We start from the raw sequence: 15,601 nt of genomic DNA on the forward strand, positions 1-15,601 counted from the left end.
TCTTCACGCAAGCATAGTACTGCAAAAGTCGATACATTTCGTACGGCCTGTATCGTATCGGCATTTCGGTTGTTAGTAAAATATACCGGAGGTATTGATGAAACGGATACGATCGATAATTTTATTAATAATTTTTACTGCGGCAGGTGTTTTGACCGGCTGCGGTGCGCGCAAAAACTTTGCCGCGATGAAATACGCAGCCGACAGCGCACCTATGAGAGCGGGCGGCGTCTATGCGGCCGAAGAAAAATCCGCCGGCACTCTTTCCGATGCCGCGCTGCCTTTGCCCGAAAACCGCAAGCTCATCCGTACGGGGAATATCCGTTTTGAAGTTTCGAGCCTTGCTGAAACGAAGGCGGCGGCGGAAGCGTGGGCGAAGCGCTTCGGCGGTTATGTTTCGGATTTTTCGGAAGACGACCGCTCGCTCGGCATGACGGTGCACATCCCCTCTTCCGCTTTTGACGATGCGATGTCGTCGTCCGGTACCATCGGCAAAATCGTTTCGAAATCCGCGGACAGCGTCGACGTTACCGACCGCTTTTACGATTTGGATTCGCGCTTGGCAACGCGCCGCGTTTTACTCGATCGCTTGCAATCGTATCTTCGGGAAGCGAAAAATATGAAAGACATGCTCGAAATCGAAACGAAGATAAACGACGTGACGGCTGAAATCGAGCAGATGCAGGGACAATTCAATCGCCTGTCCAAGCAGATTGATTATTCGGAAATCTATATCGAAGCGCACCTGCCGTACAACCACGCGGAAGACAGAGGATTTATCTTTCCCGATTTGAAATCTGCGTTTATCGAATTCTGTGAAACCGTCGTCGGATTTTTTGCAAACTTTATATTCGTCGTTTTGTACATAATCATTTTCGGCATACCGATCGTATGCGTCGCATTTTTGCTGTATTGGATTTGCTTCGGCAAAATCGGCGTGCTTCGAAAACTGTTTGCAAAGATACGCGCCGGCAAAAAAGAAAAATAAGGCGAAGTCTTTAATCGCGGAAGACGGAGTGCAAATCGCCGTCAGATAAGATACCGAACAAAGTCATTAAAAAGCGGCATTGCGGAAAGTATCGACTTCAAAAAATGCCGCAGCGGTGCGCGGGAGAGTACGAGTCCTGTTTTATAAGACCAAATCGCATGCGACGGCATCGCAGGCTTTTATCAAATCTTCCGGTTTGATGATGATCTGCTCTCCGCGCACTCCTGCGCTGATGTAGATTTTTTCACAATCGAGCGCGCACCTGTCTATAAATGTGCGGTACTTTCGCTTCATGCCGAGCGGCGAACAGCCGCCTCGCACATAGCCGGTCAGCTGCAAAAGTTCGTCTGGTTTTACCGGCTCGATTTCTTTCGCGCCTGCGGCCGCCCGCGCTTTTTTCAAATTGATTTCGCGCATCGCGCTTTCGCAAAACACGCACAGTTCTTTCGTTTCCGTACGCATGACGATCGTTTTAAATACGAGCTTGGGATCGACACCGATTTTTTTTGCGAGCGTTTCCGCCGCCCCTCGACCGAGTTCGTGTTCTCCGTCATCGTCGTACGAAACCGTTTCATACGGAATGTGCGCGCTTTCAAGGATGCGCATTGCATTTGTCTTTTTCATACATTTACACTACAATAATATCGAATGTCAGCGCACGGGGCAACCGCATCGAAAATGCAGACATAGAAAAACAGGAAGCTGTATGGATCACAATGCAAAGACGGCGATCGCGATAATTGCGACGCTCGTCCTCGCCGTCGGCGCGGAAATACTGCTGATCAGCCGTTCGTCCGGCGCCAAAACGGAAAAACCGGCAAAAAGCGGCAAAGAAAAAGCGAAAACCAAAACGGTATTTTTTCAATCGGACAGGATATCCGAAATCAAAGCGGACGTTTCTTCGTGCGATTTGAAATTTTCCCAATGGGACGAAGGGCGCATCGAACTTGCGATTACGTCCGACCGCACGCAAAACGACAGACCCTATGCGCTCCTCAAAGACAACGCCGTCGTCATCGCCGAAGACAGGCAAAACCCCTCTTCTCTCGACAACACTTCAATCGATATAAAAGTGCCGCGTACGATGCCGGTAGAAATTAATAATTTTTTCGTTTCGGTCAAAACGACGAGCGGCGCCGTCAGCGTAAGCGGCTTTACATGCGGCGTATTCGACGTAAAGACTTCGGGCGGTAAAATCGTGTTCGATGCGTGCTCGTTTACGGCGCTTTCGCTCGCAAGTGAAACGGGCATGATCGTGTGCGGCAAAACCGATGCACACAATGCACATATAGAGGCGGAAAAAGGTCACATACGCTATGCCGGCTCGTGCGATTATATCGATGCGGCATCGCAAAAAGGCGGGATCAATTTCAATGCTGAAACGATGATGAAAGAAGCGTCGTTCGAATGCGGAAGCGGTTCGGTGAACATAGCGCTGCCGGAAAACGACGGCTACCTGCTCGAATACGCAGCTGTCGCCGGTAAAGTCAAAGACGCATTTACGAATACGGATGCGAAAGGAAGCGGCTCCGCACGATATAAAAACGAAGAAGCATTGCTCAAAGTAAAAACCGAAAGCGGCAATATCAATATAACGCGCTCCCCGTCTTCCGCACATTGATAAAGCGCACACGGGGCGTTGCGGGGTGTCCCCGCTGGAAGGGGCAGCGGACGACCGCATGAACGGAGCAGGCGTAAAAGACGGTTTTTCGCTTGCGGAGTGATGCGGGCGGGAGCGAGGGGGAGACTTCCCCCTTTGTCATTTTAATAAATTTTATTAAAATAAATTCGAAGTGTCCGCGCGGAAGCGCATTGCAAATTTTTCGTTTTTCCTGCATACTTTCCGCATGAAAACCCGTTCCGTTTTTGAAAATATTTCGCCGGTGGATCACCGTTATTCGATTTCCGAAAAAGACGTATACGATAAACTCGTGCGCTGCATTTCCGAAGAGGCGGCGGTGCGCTCGTGCGCGAAAGCCGAAGCAGCTCTCGTAAAAGCGCATTTCGCGGTAAGAGGCGCGCTCACGTCTGAAATCGAGCAGGCGATCGATGCGGCGGCAAATAGCGTCGATCCCGAAGAAGTGTACGCCGAAGAAGAAAAGACGCAGCATAATATCCGTGCGCTCGTCAATGTAATGAAGCGGACGGTTCCGAGCGACATTGCGCCCTTCATTCACTTGGGTGCGACGAGTGTCGACATACTCGATACTGCGCTTGCACTTCGCATGCGAGACGTTATGCAAAACGTAACTCTACCGGAACTGAAAACGCTCGAAAGGGCGCTCTGCGATATCGCGCTGCGCGATGCCGAAACGCCGCAAGTCGGACGCACGCACGGACAGCACGCCGTTCCGATCACCTTCGGTTGGACGATTGCAGAATTCGTTTCGAGGCTCGGAAAATCGATTATTAAAATCGAAGAGCTTGCAAAGCAGCTGAAAGGAAAACTCGCAGGTCCCGTCGGTGCGTATAACGGGCTTTCGATGATCGTCAAAGACCCTGAAGATTTGGAGCGTCGCTATCTCGCATTTCTCGGTCTCGAAGCGAGCGAATATTCGAACCAGCTCGTCGAACCGGAATACCTTTTACGCCTGCTGCTCGAATGTAATACCGCCTTCGGCATCATCGCAAACCTCGCCGACGATTTGCGCAATCTCCAGCGTTCGGAGATCGGAGAAGTGTTCGAGTATTTCAGTTCGACGCAAGTCGGTTCGAGTACGATGCCGCAAAAGCGCAATCCGTGGAACAGCGAGCACGTAAAGTCGCTGTGGAAAGCGATGTGTCCGCGCGTCATCACGTTTTATATGGATCAGATTTCGGAACACCAGCGCGATTTGACGAACAGTGCGAGCCAGCGGTTTATCGCCGATTACGTCGCAGGCTTTACGATGGCGGTGAGCCGCATGAAAAAAGTCGTGTCGGGTTTGCAGGCGGACACCGAAGCGATGGCGAAAACGCTTGAAAATGCAGGCGGCAGAGTAAAGGGCGGAGTGCTTGCGGAACCGGCGTATATTTTACTCGGAGAAGCGGGAGTGAGCGACGGTCATGAAATCGTCAGAAAGATTACGCTCGAATGCGAAAAGACGGGAGAGCCGTTTTTTGCCGTGCTGAAGCGCCACACGGATGCTTTTAATAAAATAACCGAACAGCTGAAAAAGCTCGGAGTCGAAGATGCGGAAACGTTTTTTGAAAACCCCGCGCGCTACCGCGGACTCGCCGCGGAAAAATCGAAGCGCATAGCGGAAAAGTACGCGGCGCTGATGAAAGGCTGACGCGAGGAAGGGGAGCGTACCGATCGAAGACGGGCGAGGCGGAGCGCGCAAAAAAGCTGCCGCGCAAATATTGAACACTATATGTTTCCTATTGCCTATTATCGTTTGAACGGTTTATTCGTGCGGAGGGTTTAATACCCCGATGCTCTGCGTCGGAGTTGTTGATTACCAGTTGTTGATTAAGTTGTTGATTACAGTTTGACCATTCTGAAAGAATATCATACAATAGCATTTATGCGTATGTTTACATTTAAAGGCGGAGTCTATCCGCCTGAGCGGAAGACACACACTCGCGACGGAACCGTCGAGGATGCGTTTCCTTCCTCTAAGCGAGTGACGATCCCCGTCACGATGGGCGGTTCTCCGAACGAATGTACCGTAAAAGTCGGCGACCGTGTTGTCAAAGGACAGGTTATTGCGGCGTCCGATAAATATATGTCCGTTCCCGTACATGCGTCGATCACGGGTACGGTAACGCAAATCGCACCGCACATTGTGGCAGACGGTGCGCAAGTTCCCTGCGTGACAATCGAAGCGGACGGAAGCGATGAGACGGCGTATATGCAGCCTCTCGATCCTTTTTCCTGTGACGCGAAAGACGTTCTCGAGCGCATCAGAGAGGCGGGCATCGTCGGCATGGGAGGTGCGTCGTTTCCGACCTATGTGAAACTGTCGCCGCCGGACGGCACAAAGATCGAATACGTCATTGTAAACGCATCCGAATGCGAACCCTACCTCACCGTAGATTATCATACCGTAAAAGAATCGTGTAAAAAAATGATCGACGGACTTGCGATCGAAATGCATATTTTCGGCTGTCGCGGTATTGTCGCGCTCGAAAACAATAAGCTAGATTTGATAAGCGTCATCAACGATGCGATCGCCGAAGCGAATCATACGAACGATATCGAAATCAAAATTGTTAAAACGAAGTATCCGCAGGGAGGCGAAAAAAATCTTATCAATGCGATTTTGAAGCGCGAAGTGCCTGCGGGAGGGCTTCCCGCTCATGTCGGCTGCATCGTTTCGAACGTCTGTACCGTCTGCGCCGTTTCGGATGCGTTCCGGCTCGGTAAACCGCTCATCGAACGTGCGTTTACCGTAAGCGGCGGGGCGTGCGAAAATCCCGCAAACATACGAGTCCCTGTCGGCACGCTTGTAGAAGATTTGATCGGTGATGTTATACGTGTAAAAGATGACGAACTCGTGCAGATTGTTTCAGGCGGCCCGATGATGGGTATCGCTTCTGCGGATGCATCGTTCCCCGTCGTAAAAGGTACGAGCGGCGTTTTATTTTTAACAAAAAAAGAGATCCATATAGGCGAAGAAGAATCCTGTATCGGCTGCGGGAGATGTATCCCCTCCTGCCCGATGCGGTTGTCGCCGGTTATGATGGCGCGTTCGCTGAAAGCGAACGACTACGACGCTGCAGTAAAATTCGGACTCATGGACTGCATCGAATGCGGCAGCTGCGCATACGTTTGTCCCGCGCACGTCCGCTTGGTGCACCGATTTAAACTCGGTAAAGGCGTCGTGAAAACGCGCACTGCAAAGAAAAACGCTGCGGGTAAAGCAGCTGGAGGAAAATAATGAGCGAACCGGTAAAGAAACAACTGTACGTGTCTCCCGCCCCGCATTTTGTCGAAGGGGTGTCGACGCGCTTTCTTATGTGCATGCTGATCACGGCGCTGCTTCCCGAAACGATATACGGCGTTATGCTGTTCGGTTTCCGCGCACTGTTTGTCGTGCTCGTTTCCGTTGCGGGAAGCGTCGTCTTCGAAGCGGCGTTTCAAAAATTAACAAAACAGAATATCACCGTGAGCGATTGTTCGGCCGTCGTGACAGGACTCCTGCTTGCACTCGTACTGCCGCCGACGGTCCCGTTGTGGCAAGTGCTGCTCGGCGATCTCTTTGCCGTCGTTGTCGCCAAGGGATTTTTCGGCGGACTGGGGGCGAACGTGTGGAACCCGGCTCTTACGGGGCGGGCATTTCTGTTCGTCAGCTTTTCCGCTGCGATCGGCGCATCGTGGCTCGCTCCGGGAACGGACGCCGTAAGCGCCGCAACGGTGCTGTCAAAGCTGAAAGAGGGTGCCGTCGCCGCAAACGCGGATACGTATCTCGAAAGCTTTTTGGGCAATACGGCCGGCTGTATCGGCGAAACGAATGAATTGCTCATTTTGATTTCATTTGCATTTCTCGCAATCACGCAGGTGATCGACTGGCGTGCGCCCGTTGCGATGGTCGCGACGGTTGCGCTTTTGACTTTCGTTTCAGGTGGAGATGTAGTCATGGCGCTGACGTCGGGCGGTCTCCTTTTCGGCGCAACCTTTATGGCGACGGATTACGCGACGACGCCGGTTTCAAAAGTCGGGCGCGCGGTATTCGGTGTGGGCTGCGGACTGCTTACATTTTTAATAAGAAAATTCGGCGGTTATCCCGAAGGCGTTATGTTTTCGATTTTGTTTATGAATTCGCTTTCGACATTCCTTAATAAATTGACGGGAAGAAAATACGGTTACGGCAAAGCGGCAAAGAAGGGGGCTGCAAAATGAAACATATTTTAAAACTCGGGATCACGCTTGCGCTCTTCGCATCCGTTTCGTGCTTTTGCCTTGCGCTCGTCAATCACATCACCGCTCCCGTTATCGAGCAGCGGCAGGCGGATAAAGCGAGTTCCGGTATGAAAACGGTATTCGCCGATGCGGATTCGTTTGAAGAGACAACGGATTTCAAAGCGAGCGCGGTTCAGGCGATAAGCATCGACAAAATGTATCTTGCTAAAAAAGGCGGCAGCGTTATAGGAGCCGTTGCACAGGTGACGGGTCCGACTTACGACCGCTCGACGATCATTTTCGGTATAAAAAAAGACGGCGTGCTCACGGGTATGCAGTTTCTTTCATCGAGCGATACGGCGGGATTCGGTTTAAAAGCGAGCGATCCGAACTATACGGTTTCGAGCGGCAAAACGTTTTACGGACAGTTCGAAGGCAAAAATGCCAATGACGGTTTCGTTTCCGGACAAACCTTTGAAGCCGTGTCGGGAGCGACGATTACAAGCAAAGGCGTTGCCGAACTTTTGACGCAGGGAACGCAAAGCGCGCTCGCCTGCCTTGCTGCGAAATAGGAGTGAAAGCGAAATGCAGAAAAAACAAAGTAGATTATCGATTTTTACAAACGGGCTTTTGAAAGAAAATCCGCTGCTCGTCCTTTCGATCGGTTTGTGTTCTTCGCTTGCCGTTACGACAAACGTGTTCAACGGTATCGGTATGGGTTTTTCGATGATGTTCGTCCTCGTCATGAGCGAATTGATAATATCGATCTTCCGCAATATGATTCCTGAAGACATACGCCTGCCGATCTTCATCATCGTCATCGCGGCTTTTACGACGATCGTACAGCTTTTGCTTGAAGCGTATATTCCGTCGCTGTCCGCATCGCTTGGCGTATTTTTGCCGCTCATCGTCGTCAACTGCATCATCATGGGGCGCGTCGAATCGTTCGCGTCGAAAGAAAGCCCGCTTGATGCGGTGACCGATGCGTTCGGTATGGGTTTCGGATACACGTGGGTACTCTGCGTCATTTCACTCGTGCGCGAACTTTTGGGAAGCGGTTCGCTCTTCGGCAAAGCCGTCATCCCCGAAGCGTATACCGTAAAATTTTTATCGGATGCGCCGGGAGGATTTTTCGTATTCGGATTGCTTTCCGCGATAACCCTTGCGGCGGAGCGCGCTGCAAAGATCAGAAAAGCGAAGGCTAAGGCAAAAGGAGGTGCGGCATGAACAATTTACTCAGCATTTTTATTAAATCGATGCTTATCGACAACGTCGTCTTTATTCAATATCTTGCGATCTGTCCGTTTATCGGCATGACTGCGGAGACGGATAAGGCGACCGGCATGGGGATCGCGACGACCTTCGTTATCGTGCTTGCGACGGCCGTCACCTATCCGCTCTATTACGGGATCATGGTGCCGCTGAAACTGCAGTATCTGCAGACGCTTATGTTCATTCTCGTCATCGCCGCTCTCGTACAGCTTGTCGAATTCTATCTCAAAAAATCGATTCCGGGATTGTACAGCGCGATGGGCGTGTATCTGGCGCTCATCACGACGAACTGCGCGGTGCTTGCCGTTACGATTACGTGCATTAACAAAAACTACAATTATATCGAATCGCTTGTGTATGCGCTCGGCGCGGCGATCGGTTTTTTGATTGCGCTTGTGATCATGTCCGGCGTGCGTGAACGGATCAAAAGCGCCCCTCTTCCGCTTTTTGTTAAAGGGAAGCCGATCCTGTTTATCACTGCGGGTTTGCTTTCGCTGTCGTTTTTAGGCTTTAAAGGCTTGATCTGAGCAGGGGGTACATTATGATTGCTATACTTACAGCCGTTATCGTTTCATTTGTGCTCGCGTTTATCATCGGCGTGCTGCTCGGAATTTTTAAAAAAATATTTTATATCCCGGTCGATGAAAAAGCGGCAGCGATCCGTGCCGTATTGCCCGGCATAAACTGCGGAGCCTGCGGATATCCCGGCTGCGACGGATTTGCAGCGGCGGTTTCAAAGGGTGAAGCGCCTTCCAACGGCTGCCGCGCCGGCGGTCCGAAAGTTACGGCTGCCGTTGTGCAGGTGCTCGGCGGAGCTCAATAACACATACTTCGCGCGAGTACCGTGCGGTCTTCGGCTGCGCGGCGAAAGACTCGCTGATTCACAATGAGGCTGTCCCGGAAGTTGTTGAAAACTTCACGAAGGACAGCCTTTTTTTTATCATTGTTAAAGTTAACTCTGAAAAATGCAGTGATGTATGTAATTTAATAATTGTTAAAATATGATTTCTTTGAGTTTTTCGAAAAATCTGAATTCGTGTCGTCTTAAAGAATTTCAGCGTAATTTTTCTCCGATCTCCTCCTTGACAAATTTCTTTTTGCTTTATATCATAACATTGTTACGTTAGCTATGCCTAATCATCAAGGGACTTTAGCGGAGGAAATTGTGCTGCAAAGATTTTTTGCGTTGTCTGACGCGGGGACGCGGAACTTGCGTTCGGCGATTACGTTCGGCACTATTATCAATTTGTTTTTGATGGTGCCGCTGGGGCTTTCGCTGTATGTGCTGCGCTATTTTTTGACGCGTATTATGCAGGAAGGTTTTCAAGTGCCGAATGTATGGGCGGTGTCGGCGGCCGCTCTCGCGATGATTGCCGTACTGTTCATCCTCGAAAAGCTGAAGTACGGCAGAATGTACAACGGTGCGTATGAAGAAGCGGCGAACGTACGCATTTCGCTTGCCGAATCGCTTCGGAAACTCCCGCTGTCGTATTTCGGCAGGCGGGATTTGTCGTATTTGACTTCGACGCTTTTGAACGACGTTACTCTGATTGAAGAATCGCTTTCGCACGCCGTGCCGGAGCTGTTCGGCGGCATCATTTCGATTTTGATTGCCGCGGCTCTTTTGGCGTTTTTGGATTGGCGGATGACGATTGCGCTTTTTATCTTTGCCTTTGCAGGGTTTTTTATTATCGTTGCCGCCCGATCAGTGCTGGATAAAAAAGCAAAGCAAGCGTTTGCGCAAAAAGATTTGATCTACGATTCCCTTCAGCAGATGATCGACAATATCAAAGTGCTGAAATCTTCCGATAAAAAAGCGGTGTATGTGCAAAAACTCAAAGACGATATTACCGAGTCAACGTACGTAACGCTCAAAGCGGAAGCGGTGGGCGGAGCGTTTATTTTTGGTTCGGCGGCAATTGTCCGCTTCGGCTTTCCGCTGGTGATTTCATACGGCGCGTACCTCTTGTCGCAGGGAAGAATCGAACTGTTGACGTATATCGTCTTTTTGCTCGTTTCCTGCCGCATCTTCGATCCGCTGACGACAGTGTTTATGATGCTCGGTGAATTCTTTTTAATGATGATTGCCGTCGAACGCAAACAGGCGATTGTCAATTATCCTAAGCAGACGGGAAGCGAAACCTTCAAGCCGAACGGTTACGATATCCGCTACGATAATGTTTCATTCTCATATAATGAACCGAACGGTAAAGATGCGGACAGCGATACCGAAGAAAACACGGTAAGCGGAATCGACTTTACCGCAAAGCAGGGCGAAATTACCGCTCTCGTCGGGCACTCGGGCTGCGGTAAATCCACGATTGCACGCTTGGCCGCTCGCTTTTGGGACGCTTCATCGGGTACAGTGAGCGTCGGCGGCGTCGATGTTTCCACCGTAGATCCGGAAACCCTGCTTGCAGCCTTTTCGATTGTGTTTCAGGACGTCGTGCTTTTTAACGATACGGTATACAACAATATTTTAATCGGCAACCGAAACGCGACAAAAGAACAAGTGCTTGCCGCCGCAAAAGCCGCCCGGTGCGATTCGTTTATCGAAAAACTGCCGCAAGGCTATGACACGGAAATCGGTGAAAACGGTTATACCCTTTCGGGCGGAGAACGCCAGCGGCTTTCCATCGCCCGTGCCCTCTTAAAAGACGCGCCGATCATCCTTTTGGATGAGGCGACCGCCGCTCTCGACCCCGAAAACGAAACGCTCATACAGCATGCCATCGGTACACTTATAAAAGGTAAAACCGTTATCGTCATCGCTCACCGCCTGCGCACCGTCGAAAATGCCGACAAGATTATCGTACTCAACAAGGGTATGATTGCCGAAACCGGTACCCACGCAGAACTTATGGAAAAGAACGGCATTTACCGGGAGATGTATAGGCTGCAGCGGGAAAGCGAGCAGTGGTCGGCATAAATAATGGGTAATGGGTAATGGCAGTTGATAATGGATAATCGGCAAGCGGCGGTTTGTAAAAAACTGTGCCGATAAAAATGCTGCATGCTGTTCAAATAAATTAAAATCCGCTGCCGTGGTTTTATGCAGACAAAGAGGAATGTAAAATGGCAAAGAGCGGGAAAATAAACAAAATCTATGCCTGTTGGATTTACGTGAGCGATTTGAAACAATCGATCCGCTTTTATCAAGACATCGGTTTTGAACTCAAGTTTGTTGACGACAATGCGTGGGCGGAATTTGATTTGGGAGAAACAGCCTTCGCCCTATTGCAACGACCTGCGGAAAAAGGTGCGGTACAGCCTGCAAAAACACGGATTATGTTCGAGGTAAATGATATTGAAAAAATGCGGCGGCATTTGGTTTCTCTCGGCGTCAACTTGATCGGAGACGTCAGAGAAGAAGCTTACGGCAAGCTGCTGACCTTCGAAGATCTCGACGGGCATTGGCTTGAGTTTTTTGAAAACAAGCGGGCTTGAGGTGTGGAGCCGTTGAATAAAGGAGTACCTTGTGTACGCGAATGATGACACATGGAAAAAACTGCAAGCGTTTTTACCTGAACGCAAGAGGATCGGCTCTTGCTGCGCACCGGTCGAAACGTTCAGCTCATTCGGCGCAGCGGACATTCATCTCGACGTGTACAACGAACAAAACAACAACGGCATTACGCTCGTGCTGTTCCACGGTGTCGGCGGTAACGGCCGGCTTTTGTCGTTTGTCGCCGTTCCTTTGGCGCGTCTCGGTTATAAGATTGTATGCCCCGATTTGCCCGGCTACGGCTATACCGAATACGAGGGCGTGCCGACATACACCACATGGATTGATGCGGGCGTTTATATCGTTCAGCGGGAATTGCCGCGCTGTAAAAAGCTTTTTGTGCTGGGTTTGAGCGCGGGCGGCATGCTCGCATACAACATCGCTTGTTTGGTACGCGGCGTGTCGGGTGTCATCGTTACGACCTTGTTGGACAACCGATTCAAAGAAGTACGCGAATATTCGGCAAAAAACAAAGTGCAGGCGCGCATAGCCTTACCGCTTTTGCCCTTTATTCCCCGCTTTATTCGGCGTTTAAAGATTCCGGTAAGGGCGGTAACGAATATGAAAGCAATTGTCAACGATGAGCGGATACTGTCTTTGCTGTTGCGGGACAAAAGGGGCGCGGGCTCATCCGTGTACTTGGGTTTTTTATGTTCCATGATGGAAAGCGTTCCCGCCGCAGGGCCTGAGGCGTTCGGACTTCCGCTTTTGCTTTGCCACCCCGAAAAAGACCGCTGGACGCCCGAGCGGATAAGCCGCCTGTTTTTCGACCGCATACGGGGTGCAAAAGAACTGCGCGTACTTGAAAACGCCGGGCACTTTCCGATTGAACAGCCGGGCATCGGTCAGCTTGAAGAAGCGATCGTATCGTTTATAAACAAATATTATCGAGGTACTCATGGTATTAAGAAAATATGAAGCGCAAGATTCCAAAATCATTTGCGGTTGGATTAAGGATGCAAAGCAGCTTTATCAATGGTCTGCCGACAAAATAGGGCGCTTCCCATTGAACGGCAATGAATTGAATGAATACTATGCTTCGATGAACGGCGTTCAGTCTGTCATTCCTCTTTGTGCCATTGACGAATGTACCGTACTCGGTCATTTGTTTATCCGATACCCAAATAAAGACGATAAAACACTTGTACGCTTCGGGTTTATTATACTTTCGCCTGAAAGCAGAGGAAAGGGAAACGGAAAGAAAATGGTAGAGCTTGCATTAGGTAAATAATTCAATATCGATATATTTTCGATACTGTTCAAAATCTTTATCTAATGTAAATATCAAGAAATCGTTATTATGAGCTACACTGCATATCAAATAATCGATATGTGACCCTTGGATTCCGTTACTTCTACATATATTATAATATGCAGCCGCTTGCTCATAATCCTCGATGGTGATTTCAAAATCGGGAAATGCCTTTAATGCTTTTTTTAGTTCCCTAAATTTATCCTCATCTGATATACCGCTTAAGATTTCTTGTCGTATCGGACCGATCATCACCGCATATCGGTTACGGATGAGAAATGAAAGATACTCTATTAATTTTTTATCATTACTATCCGGACGCTTTTTCCTAAGCGCAAGTGACCATACGGAAGTATCAACTAATACAAATTTCATCGTAACCGCATCTTCTTATAATTGTAAGAAGGGTGATATTCAATTGTTCCGAACAGCTGTATGAGTTCTTCAGATTTTCGCCGTTCAATAAACTCTTCGAGCGCCGTATTTACTGTTTCTTTTTTTGTGCCGTATCCGCCGATTTTATACGCAGTATTGAGTAATTCTTCATTTATTGCAAGATTTGTTGCCATAGCTTTTACCTCTGCATTTATTCTACATATATTATTGTGTAAAATAAGATAATGCAATAGTATGAAGTTATTGGGCATCCTTTCCCATTTTTCTCATTACGTTAAGCATTAAAAACAATCCGGCTATAATCATTGTAAAATCCACAATAGGTTCCGCCCACCAAACAGCCGACACTCCGAATAATTTCGGCAACAGAAGTATCGCCGGAACAAATAATACCAATTGTCGCAACAGTACAATGATCCCCGCTTTTTTATCGTCTCCAATGGATTGAAAAAAAGTCAGTGTCATAATCATAATTCCATACAAGATAAATGTGGAATAAAACATCTTAAAGTTTTTAACACCGGCTTCAATAATCTCTTTTCTTACTTTGAATAAAGACAGCAATGTATCGGAACAAAACATTGACGGTATCCACGAAGCAGCCGCAAGAATAGTTGCTCCATACATAAAAATCTTCATCGTATCTTTTACTCGCCCGTATTGCTTTGCTCCGAAATTTGCTCCTATAACAGGCTGCAATCCTTGACTCATTCCCCACAACGGAATAAATGAAAACATATATAATCTCATTGTTGCAGACATCAAAATTCCCCAGTTATCTCCGCCATATACAAAGGCTTGCTTAAATAAAAATGTTTGCTGCACCGCAAATAAAATTTGCATCATCATTGCCGAACTGCCGATACTAAACATTTCACGGTAAATCACCTTGTACTTTTTGATTTTATGGATTTTCACAAATGAACTTTTCTTTAAAAAATAGTGAAATGTTAATAAAGCTTGTACGATTTGAGATAATACGGTTGCGATAGCAGCTCCTTCAATAGCATATTCACCCATGAGCTTCATAAGAATAGGGTCTAAAATAATGTTGAGTATGGCTCCCGTTCCCATAATCATCATTGATTGTTTTAATGCCCCTTCGCCGCGCATTGTCATATTACCTGCTTGAGCGAAATTGACAAATAGAGATCCAAAGAACACAACCCGCAAATATCTGACACCAAGCTCTTTAATATTTCCTTTAGCACCCACCATGTCTAAAAAATGAGATGCGAATATCAAACCTACTATTGTGATAATTGCAGAAAATAAAATAACCCAATAACAAAAATTGCCGAATATTTTATCTATTGTTTCTTTATCACCCTTACCGATAGCTCGTGATAATATCGATGCACTGCCTACGCCTATCAAAGCCGATATTCCGCCATTTATAATTGTCAAGGACATGGATACACTAATTGCCGACATCGCATAGTCCCCAATAAGGCGCCCTGCAAATATCCCATCCATAAATGGGTACAGGCCGATAACCAGCATTCCGATTATTCCCGGGATAGCTAACTTGAATAACAATTCTTTAGGACTTTTGGTTAATAGCTGTGTTTTCATATCTTGTTTCATTGCAACTCACCTCTTAAAATATTATTTCTCATTTTCAAATATCCCTATTGGTTTAGTTATTTTTTTCAAGATCAATAATGTATTGTATCATTGTTTCTTTTATATACTTCTTATGAGCGTCAAAAGAATTCCGTGCATTAAGCACTTCCGAACTCACTATTAAACTATTAATGTAATGAACTAAAAAGCCATCCTTAAAAATATGTGCCGTAATTCCCAGTTTCTTTGCAATGAGATCAAGCTCTTTAGTTGTATGCAATTTTAGTTCTTGATATAAATCTTCCAAATCCTGATTATAGTTTTTTGCTTGCAAAAGAAGTGCGTACAGCTTCATTAAATCGGTTTTCGCTAATGCCTTACTTGTTAAAATATCACCCATTTGCTGATATTTATCTTTGCTCCGATTATGCGCTAAATATTCAGTTATCAAGCTATTTCTGTATTCATTTCCATCAAGCATTAAGTCTTTTAGCATTTCAGTTGTACTTGCATAATGATGATATACGCCGCCTCTACTCATACCTATTTCTGTAATGACATCTTCCATTGTTGTATTCTGAAAGCCTTTATTTAAAAAGCATTTTTTTGCGGCTTCTCGAATTTCTCTTTTTCTCATCTGCCCGACTTTTTGTTTTTCTTCTTTCAAAATAAAGTCCTCCTTGAAAAAACCGACAATATTGTCGGTTTTTAATATAGCGTTATTATTAAGTGGTGTCAAGTAAAAAAACGCTTTTGCAAACAGCGCGAAATGAACAGTATAGACAAATAATAGTTAAA

Annotated in this window: 18 protein-coding genes; 13 read left to right on the forward strand and 5 right to left on the reverse strand. The window is 47.5% G+C overall.

Annotated features, from left to right (window positions below; all coding sequences use genetic code 11):
- Nucleotides 1–97 precede the first annotated feature (97 nt).
- The gene (locus H9I36_RS09680) at nt 98–988 is read left to right on the forward strand and encodes a DUF4349 domain-containing protein (protein WP_187385154.1); all 891 of its coding nucleotides are present in this window, start codon (nt 98–100) and stop codon (nt 986–988) included.
- Nucleotides 989–1,129: 141 nt separating this feature from the next.
- Here the strand turns inward: H9I36_RS09680 and ybaK are convergent, their stop codons facing one another.
- Nucleotides 1,130–1,612 carry a Cys-tRNA(Pro) deacylase gene (gene ybaK, locus H9I36_RS09685; RefSeq protein ID WP_187385155.1) on the reverse strand — a complete coding sequence of 161 codons (483 nt, stop codon included), beginning with the start codon at nt 1,610–1,612 and terminating at the stop codon, nt 1,130–1,132.
- A gap of 82 nt (nt 1,613–1,694) precedes the next feature.
- On the opposite strand from ybaK, the gene H9I36_RS09690 reads away from it, so the two are divergent.
- From H9I36_RS09690 to H9I36_RS09745, 12 genes are all read left to right on the forward strand, one after another.
- Nucleotides 1,695–2,609: a DUF4097 family beta strand repeat-containing protein gene (locus H9I36_RS09690; RefSeq protein WP_187385156.1), complete on the forward strand. Its 915-nt coding sequence runs from the start codon at nt 1,695–1,697 to the stop codon at nt 2,607–2,609.
- A gap of 226 nt (nt 2,610–2,835) precedes the next feature.
- Nucleotides 2,836–4,260, forward strand: a complete 1,425-nt coding sequence (locus H9I36_RS09695) for a lyase family protein (protein WP_187385157.1) — start codon at nt 2,836–2,838, stop codon at nt 4,258–4,260.
- Between the two features lie 240 nt (nt 4,261–4,500).
- Nucleotides 4,501–5,850, forward strand: coding sequence for an electron transport complex subunit RsxC (gene rsxC / locus H9I36_RS09700; RefSeq protein ID WP_255422723.1), 1,350 nt, complete (start codon nt 4,501–4,503; stop codon nt 5,848–5,850).
- On the forward strand, nt 5,850–6,812 hold the full coding sequence (locus H9I36_RS09705; protein WP_187385159.1) for an RnfABCDGE type electron transport complex subunit D: 963 nt from the start codon (nt 5,850–5,852) through the stop codon (nt 6,810–6,812). Before rsxC ends, H9I36_RS09705 begins: the two co-directional genes overlap by 1 nt.
- Complete coding sequence (locus H9I36_RS09710) at nt 6,809–7,384, forward strand: RnfABCDGE type electron transport complex subunit G (protein ID WP_187385160.1); 576 nt, start codon at nt 6,809–6,811, stop codon at nt 7,382–7,384. Before H9I36_RS09705 ends, H9I36_RS09710 begins: the two co-directional genes overlap by 4 nt.
- Before the next feature lie 13 nt (nt 7,385–7,397).
- Entirely contained in the window at nt 7,398–8,039 is a 642-nt protein-coding gene (gene rsxE / locus H9I36_RS09715; protein ID WP_187385161.1) for an electron transport complex subunit RsxE, read from the forward strand.
- On the forward strand, nt 8,036–8,611 hold the full coding sequence (locus tag H9I36_RS09720) for an electron transport complex protein RnfA (RefSeq protein ID WP_187385162.1): 576 nt from the start codon (nt 8,036–8,038) through the stop codon (nt 8,609–8,611). The genes rsxE and H9I36_RS09720 overlap by 4 nt, the downstream gene beginning before the upstream one ends.
- A 14-nt stretch (nt 8,612–8,625) precedes the next feature.
- Entirely contained in the window at nt 8,626–8,907 is a 282-nt protein-coding gene (locus tag H9I36_RS09725) for a (Fe-S)-binding protein (protein WP_187385163.1), read from the forward strand.
- Nucleotides 8,908–9,249: 342 nt separating this feature from the next.
- Complete coding sequence (locus H9I36_RS09730; protein ID WP_187385164.1) at nt 9,250–11,013, forward strand: ABC transporter ATP-binding protein; 1,764 nt, start codon at nt 9,250–9,252, stop codon at nt 11,011–11,013.
- A 146-nt stretch (nt 11,014–11,159) separates the two neighbouring features.
- A complete protein-coding gene (locus H9I36_RS09735; protein ID WP_187385165.1) occupies nt 11,160–11,531 on the forward strand; it encodes a VOC family protein in 372 nt (123 codons plus the stop codon).
- 31 nt (nt 11,532–11,562) lie between these two features.
- Nucleotides 11,563–12,507: an alpha/beta hydrolase gene (locus tag H9I36_RS09740; protein WP_187385166.1), complete on the forward strand. Its 945-nt coding sequence runs from the start codon at nt 11,563–11,565 to the stop codon at nt 12,505–12,507.
- On the forward strand, nt 12,488–12,820 hold the full coding sequence (locus H9I36_RS09745) for a hypothetical protein (protein WP_255422724.1): 333 nt from the start codon (nt 12,488–12,490) through the stop codon (nt 12,818–12,820). Before H9I36_RS09740 ends, H9I36_RS09745 begins: the two co-directional genes overlap by 20 nt.
- Here H9I36_RS09745 and vapC read toward each other — a convergent pair.
- The 4 genes from vapC to H9I36_RS09765 form a co-directional block, all read right to left on the reverse strand.
- Nucleotides 12,809–13,216 (reverse strand): type II toxin-antitoxin system VapC family toxin, encoded by a 408-nt coding sequence (gene vapC, locus H9I36_RS09750; protein ID WP_187385167.1) that lies wholly within the window; start codon nt 13,214–13,216, stop codon nt 12,809–12,811. The two genes, H9I36_RS09745 and vapC, sit on opposite strands and share 12 nt — an antisense overlap.
- Nucleotides 13,213–13,410 carry a type II toxin-antitoxin system VapB family antitoxin gene (locus H9I36_RS09755; protein ID WP_187385168.1) on the reverse strand — a complete coding sequence of 66 codons (198 nt, stop codon included), beginning with the start codon at nt 13,408–13,410 and terminating at the stop codon, nt 13,213–13,215. Before H9I36_RS09755 ends, vapC begins: the two co-directional genes overlap by 4 nt.
- A gap of 67 nt (nt 13,411–13,477) precedes the next feature.
- Nucleotides 13,478–14,824: an MATE family efflux transporter gene (locus tag H9I36_RS09760; RefSeq protein ID WP_187385169.1), complete on the reverse strand. Its 1,347-nt coding sequence runs from the start codon at nt 14,822–14,824 to the stop codon at nt 13,478–13,480.
- Between the two features lie 52 nt (nt 14,825–14,876).
- Nucleotides 14,877–15,470, reverse strand: a complete 594-nt coding sequence (locus H9I36_RS09765) for a TetR/AcrR family transcriptional regulator (RefSeq protein WP_187385170.1) — start codon at nt 15,468–15,470, stop codon at nt 14,877–14,879.
- Between the last annotated feature and the right edge of the window lie 131 nt (nt 15,471–15,601).

It is taken from the genome of Treponema sp. Marseille-Q4130 (genome assembly GCF_014334325.1).
Classification (GTDB): Bacteria; Spirochaetota; Spirochaetia; order Treponematales; family Treponemataceae; genus Treponema_D.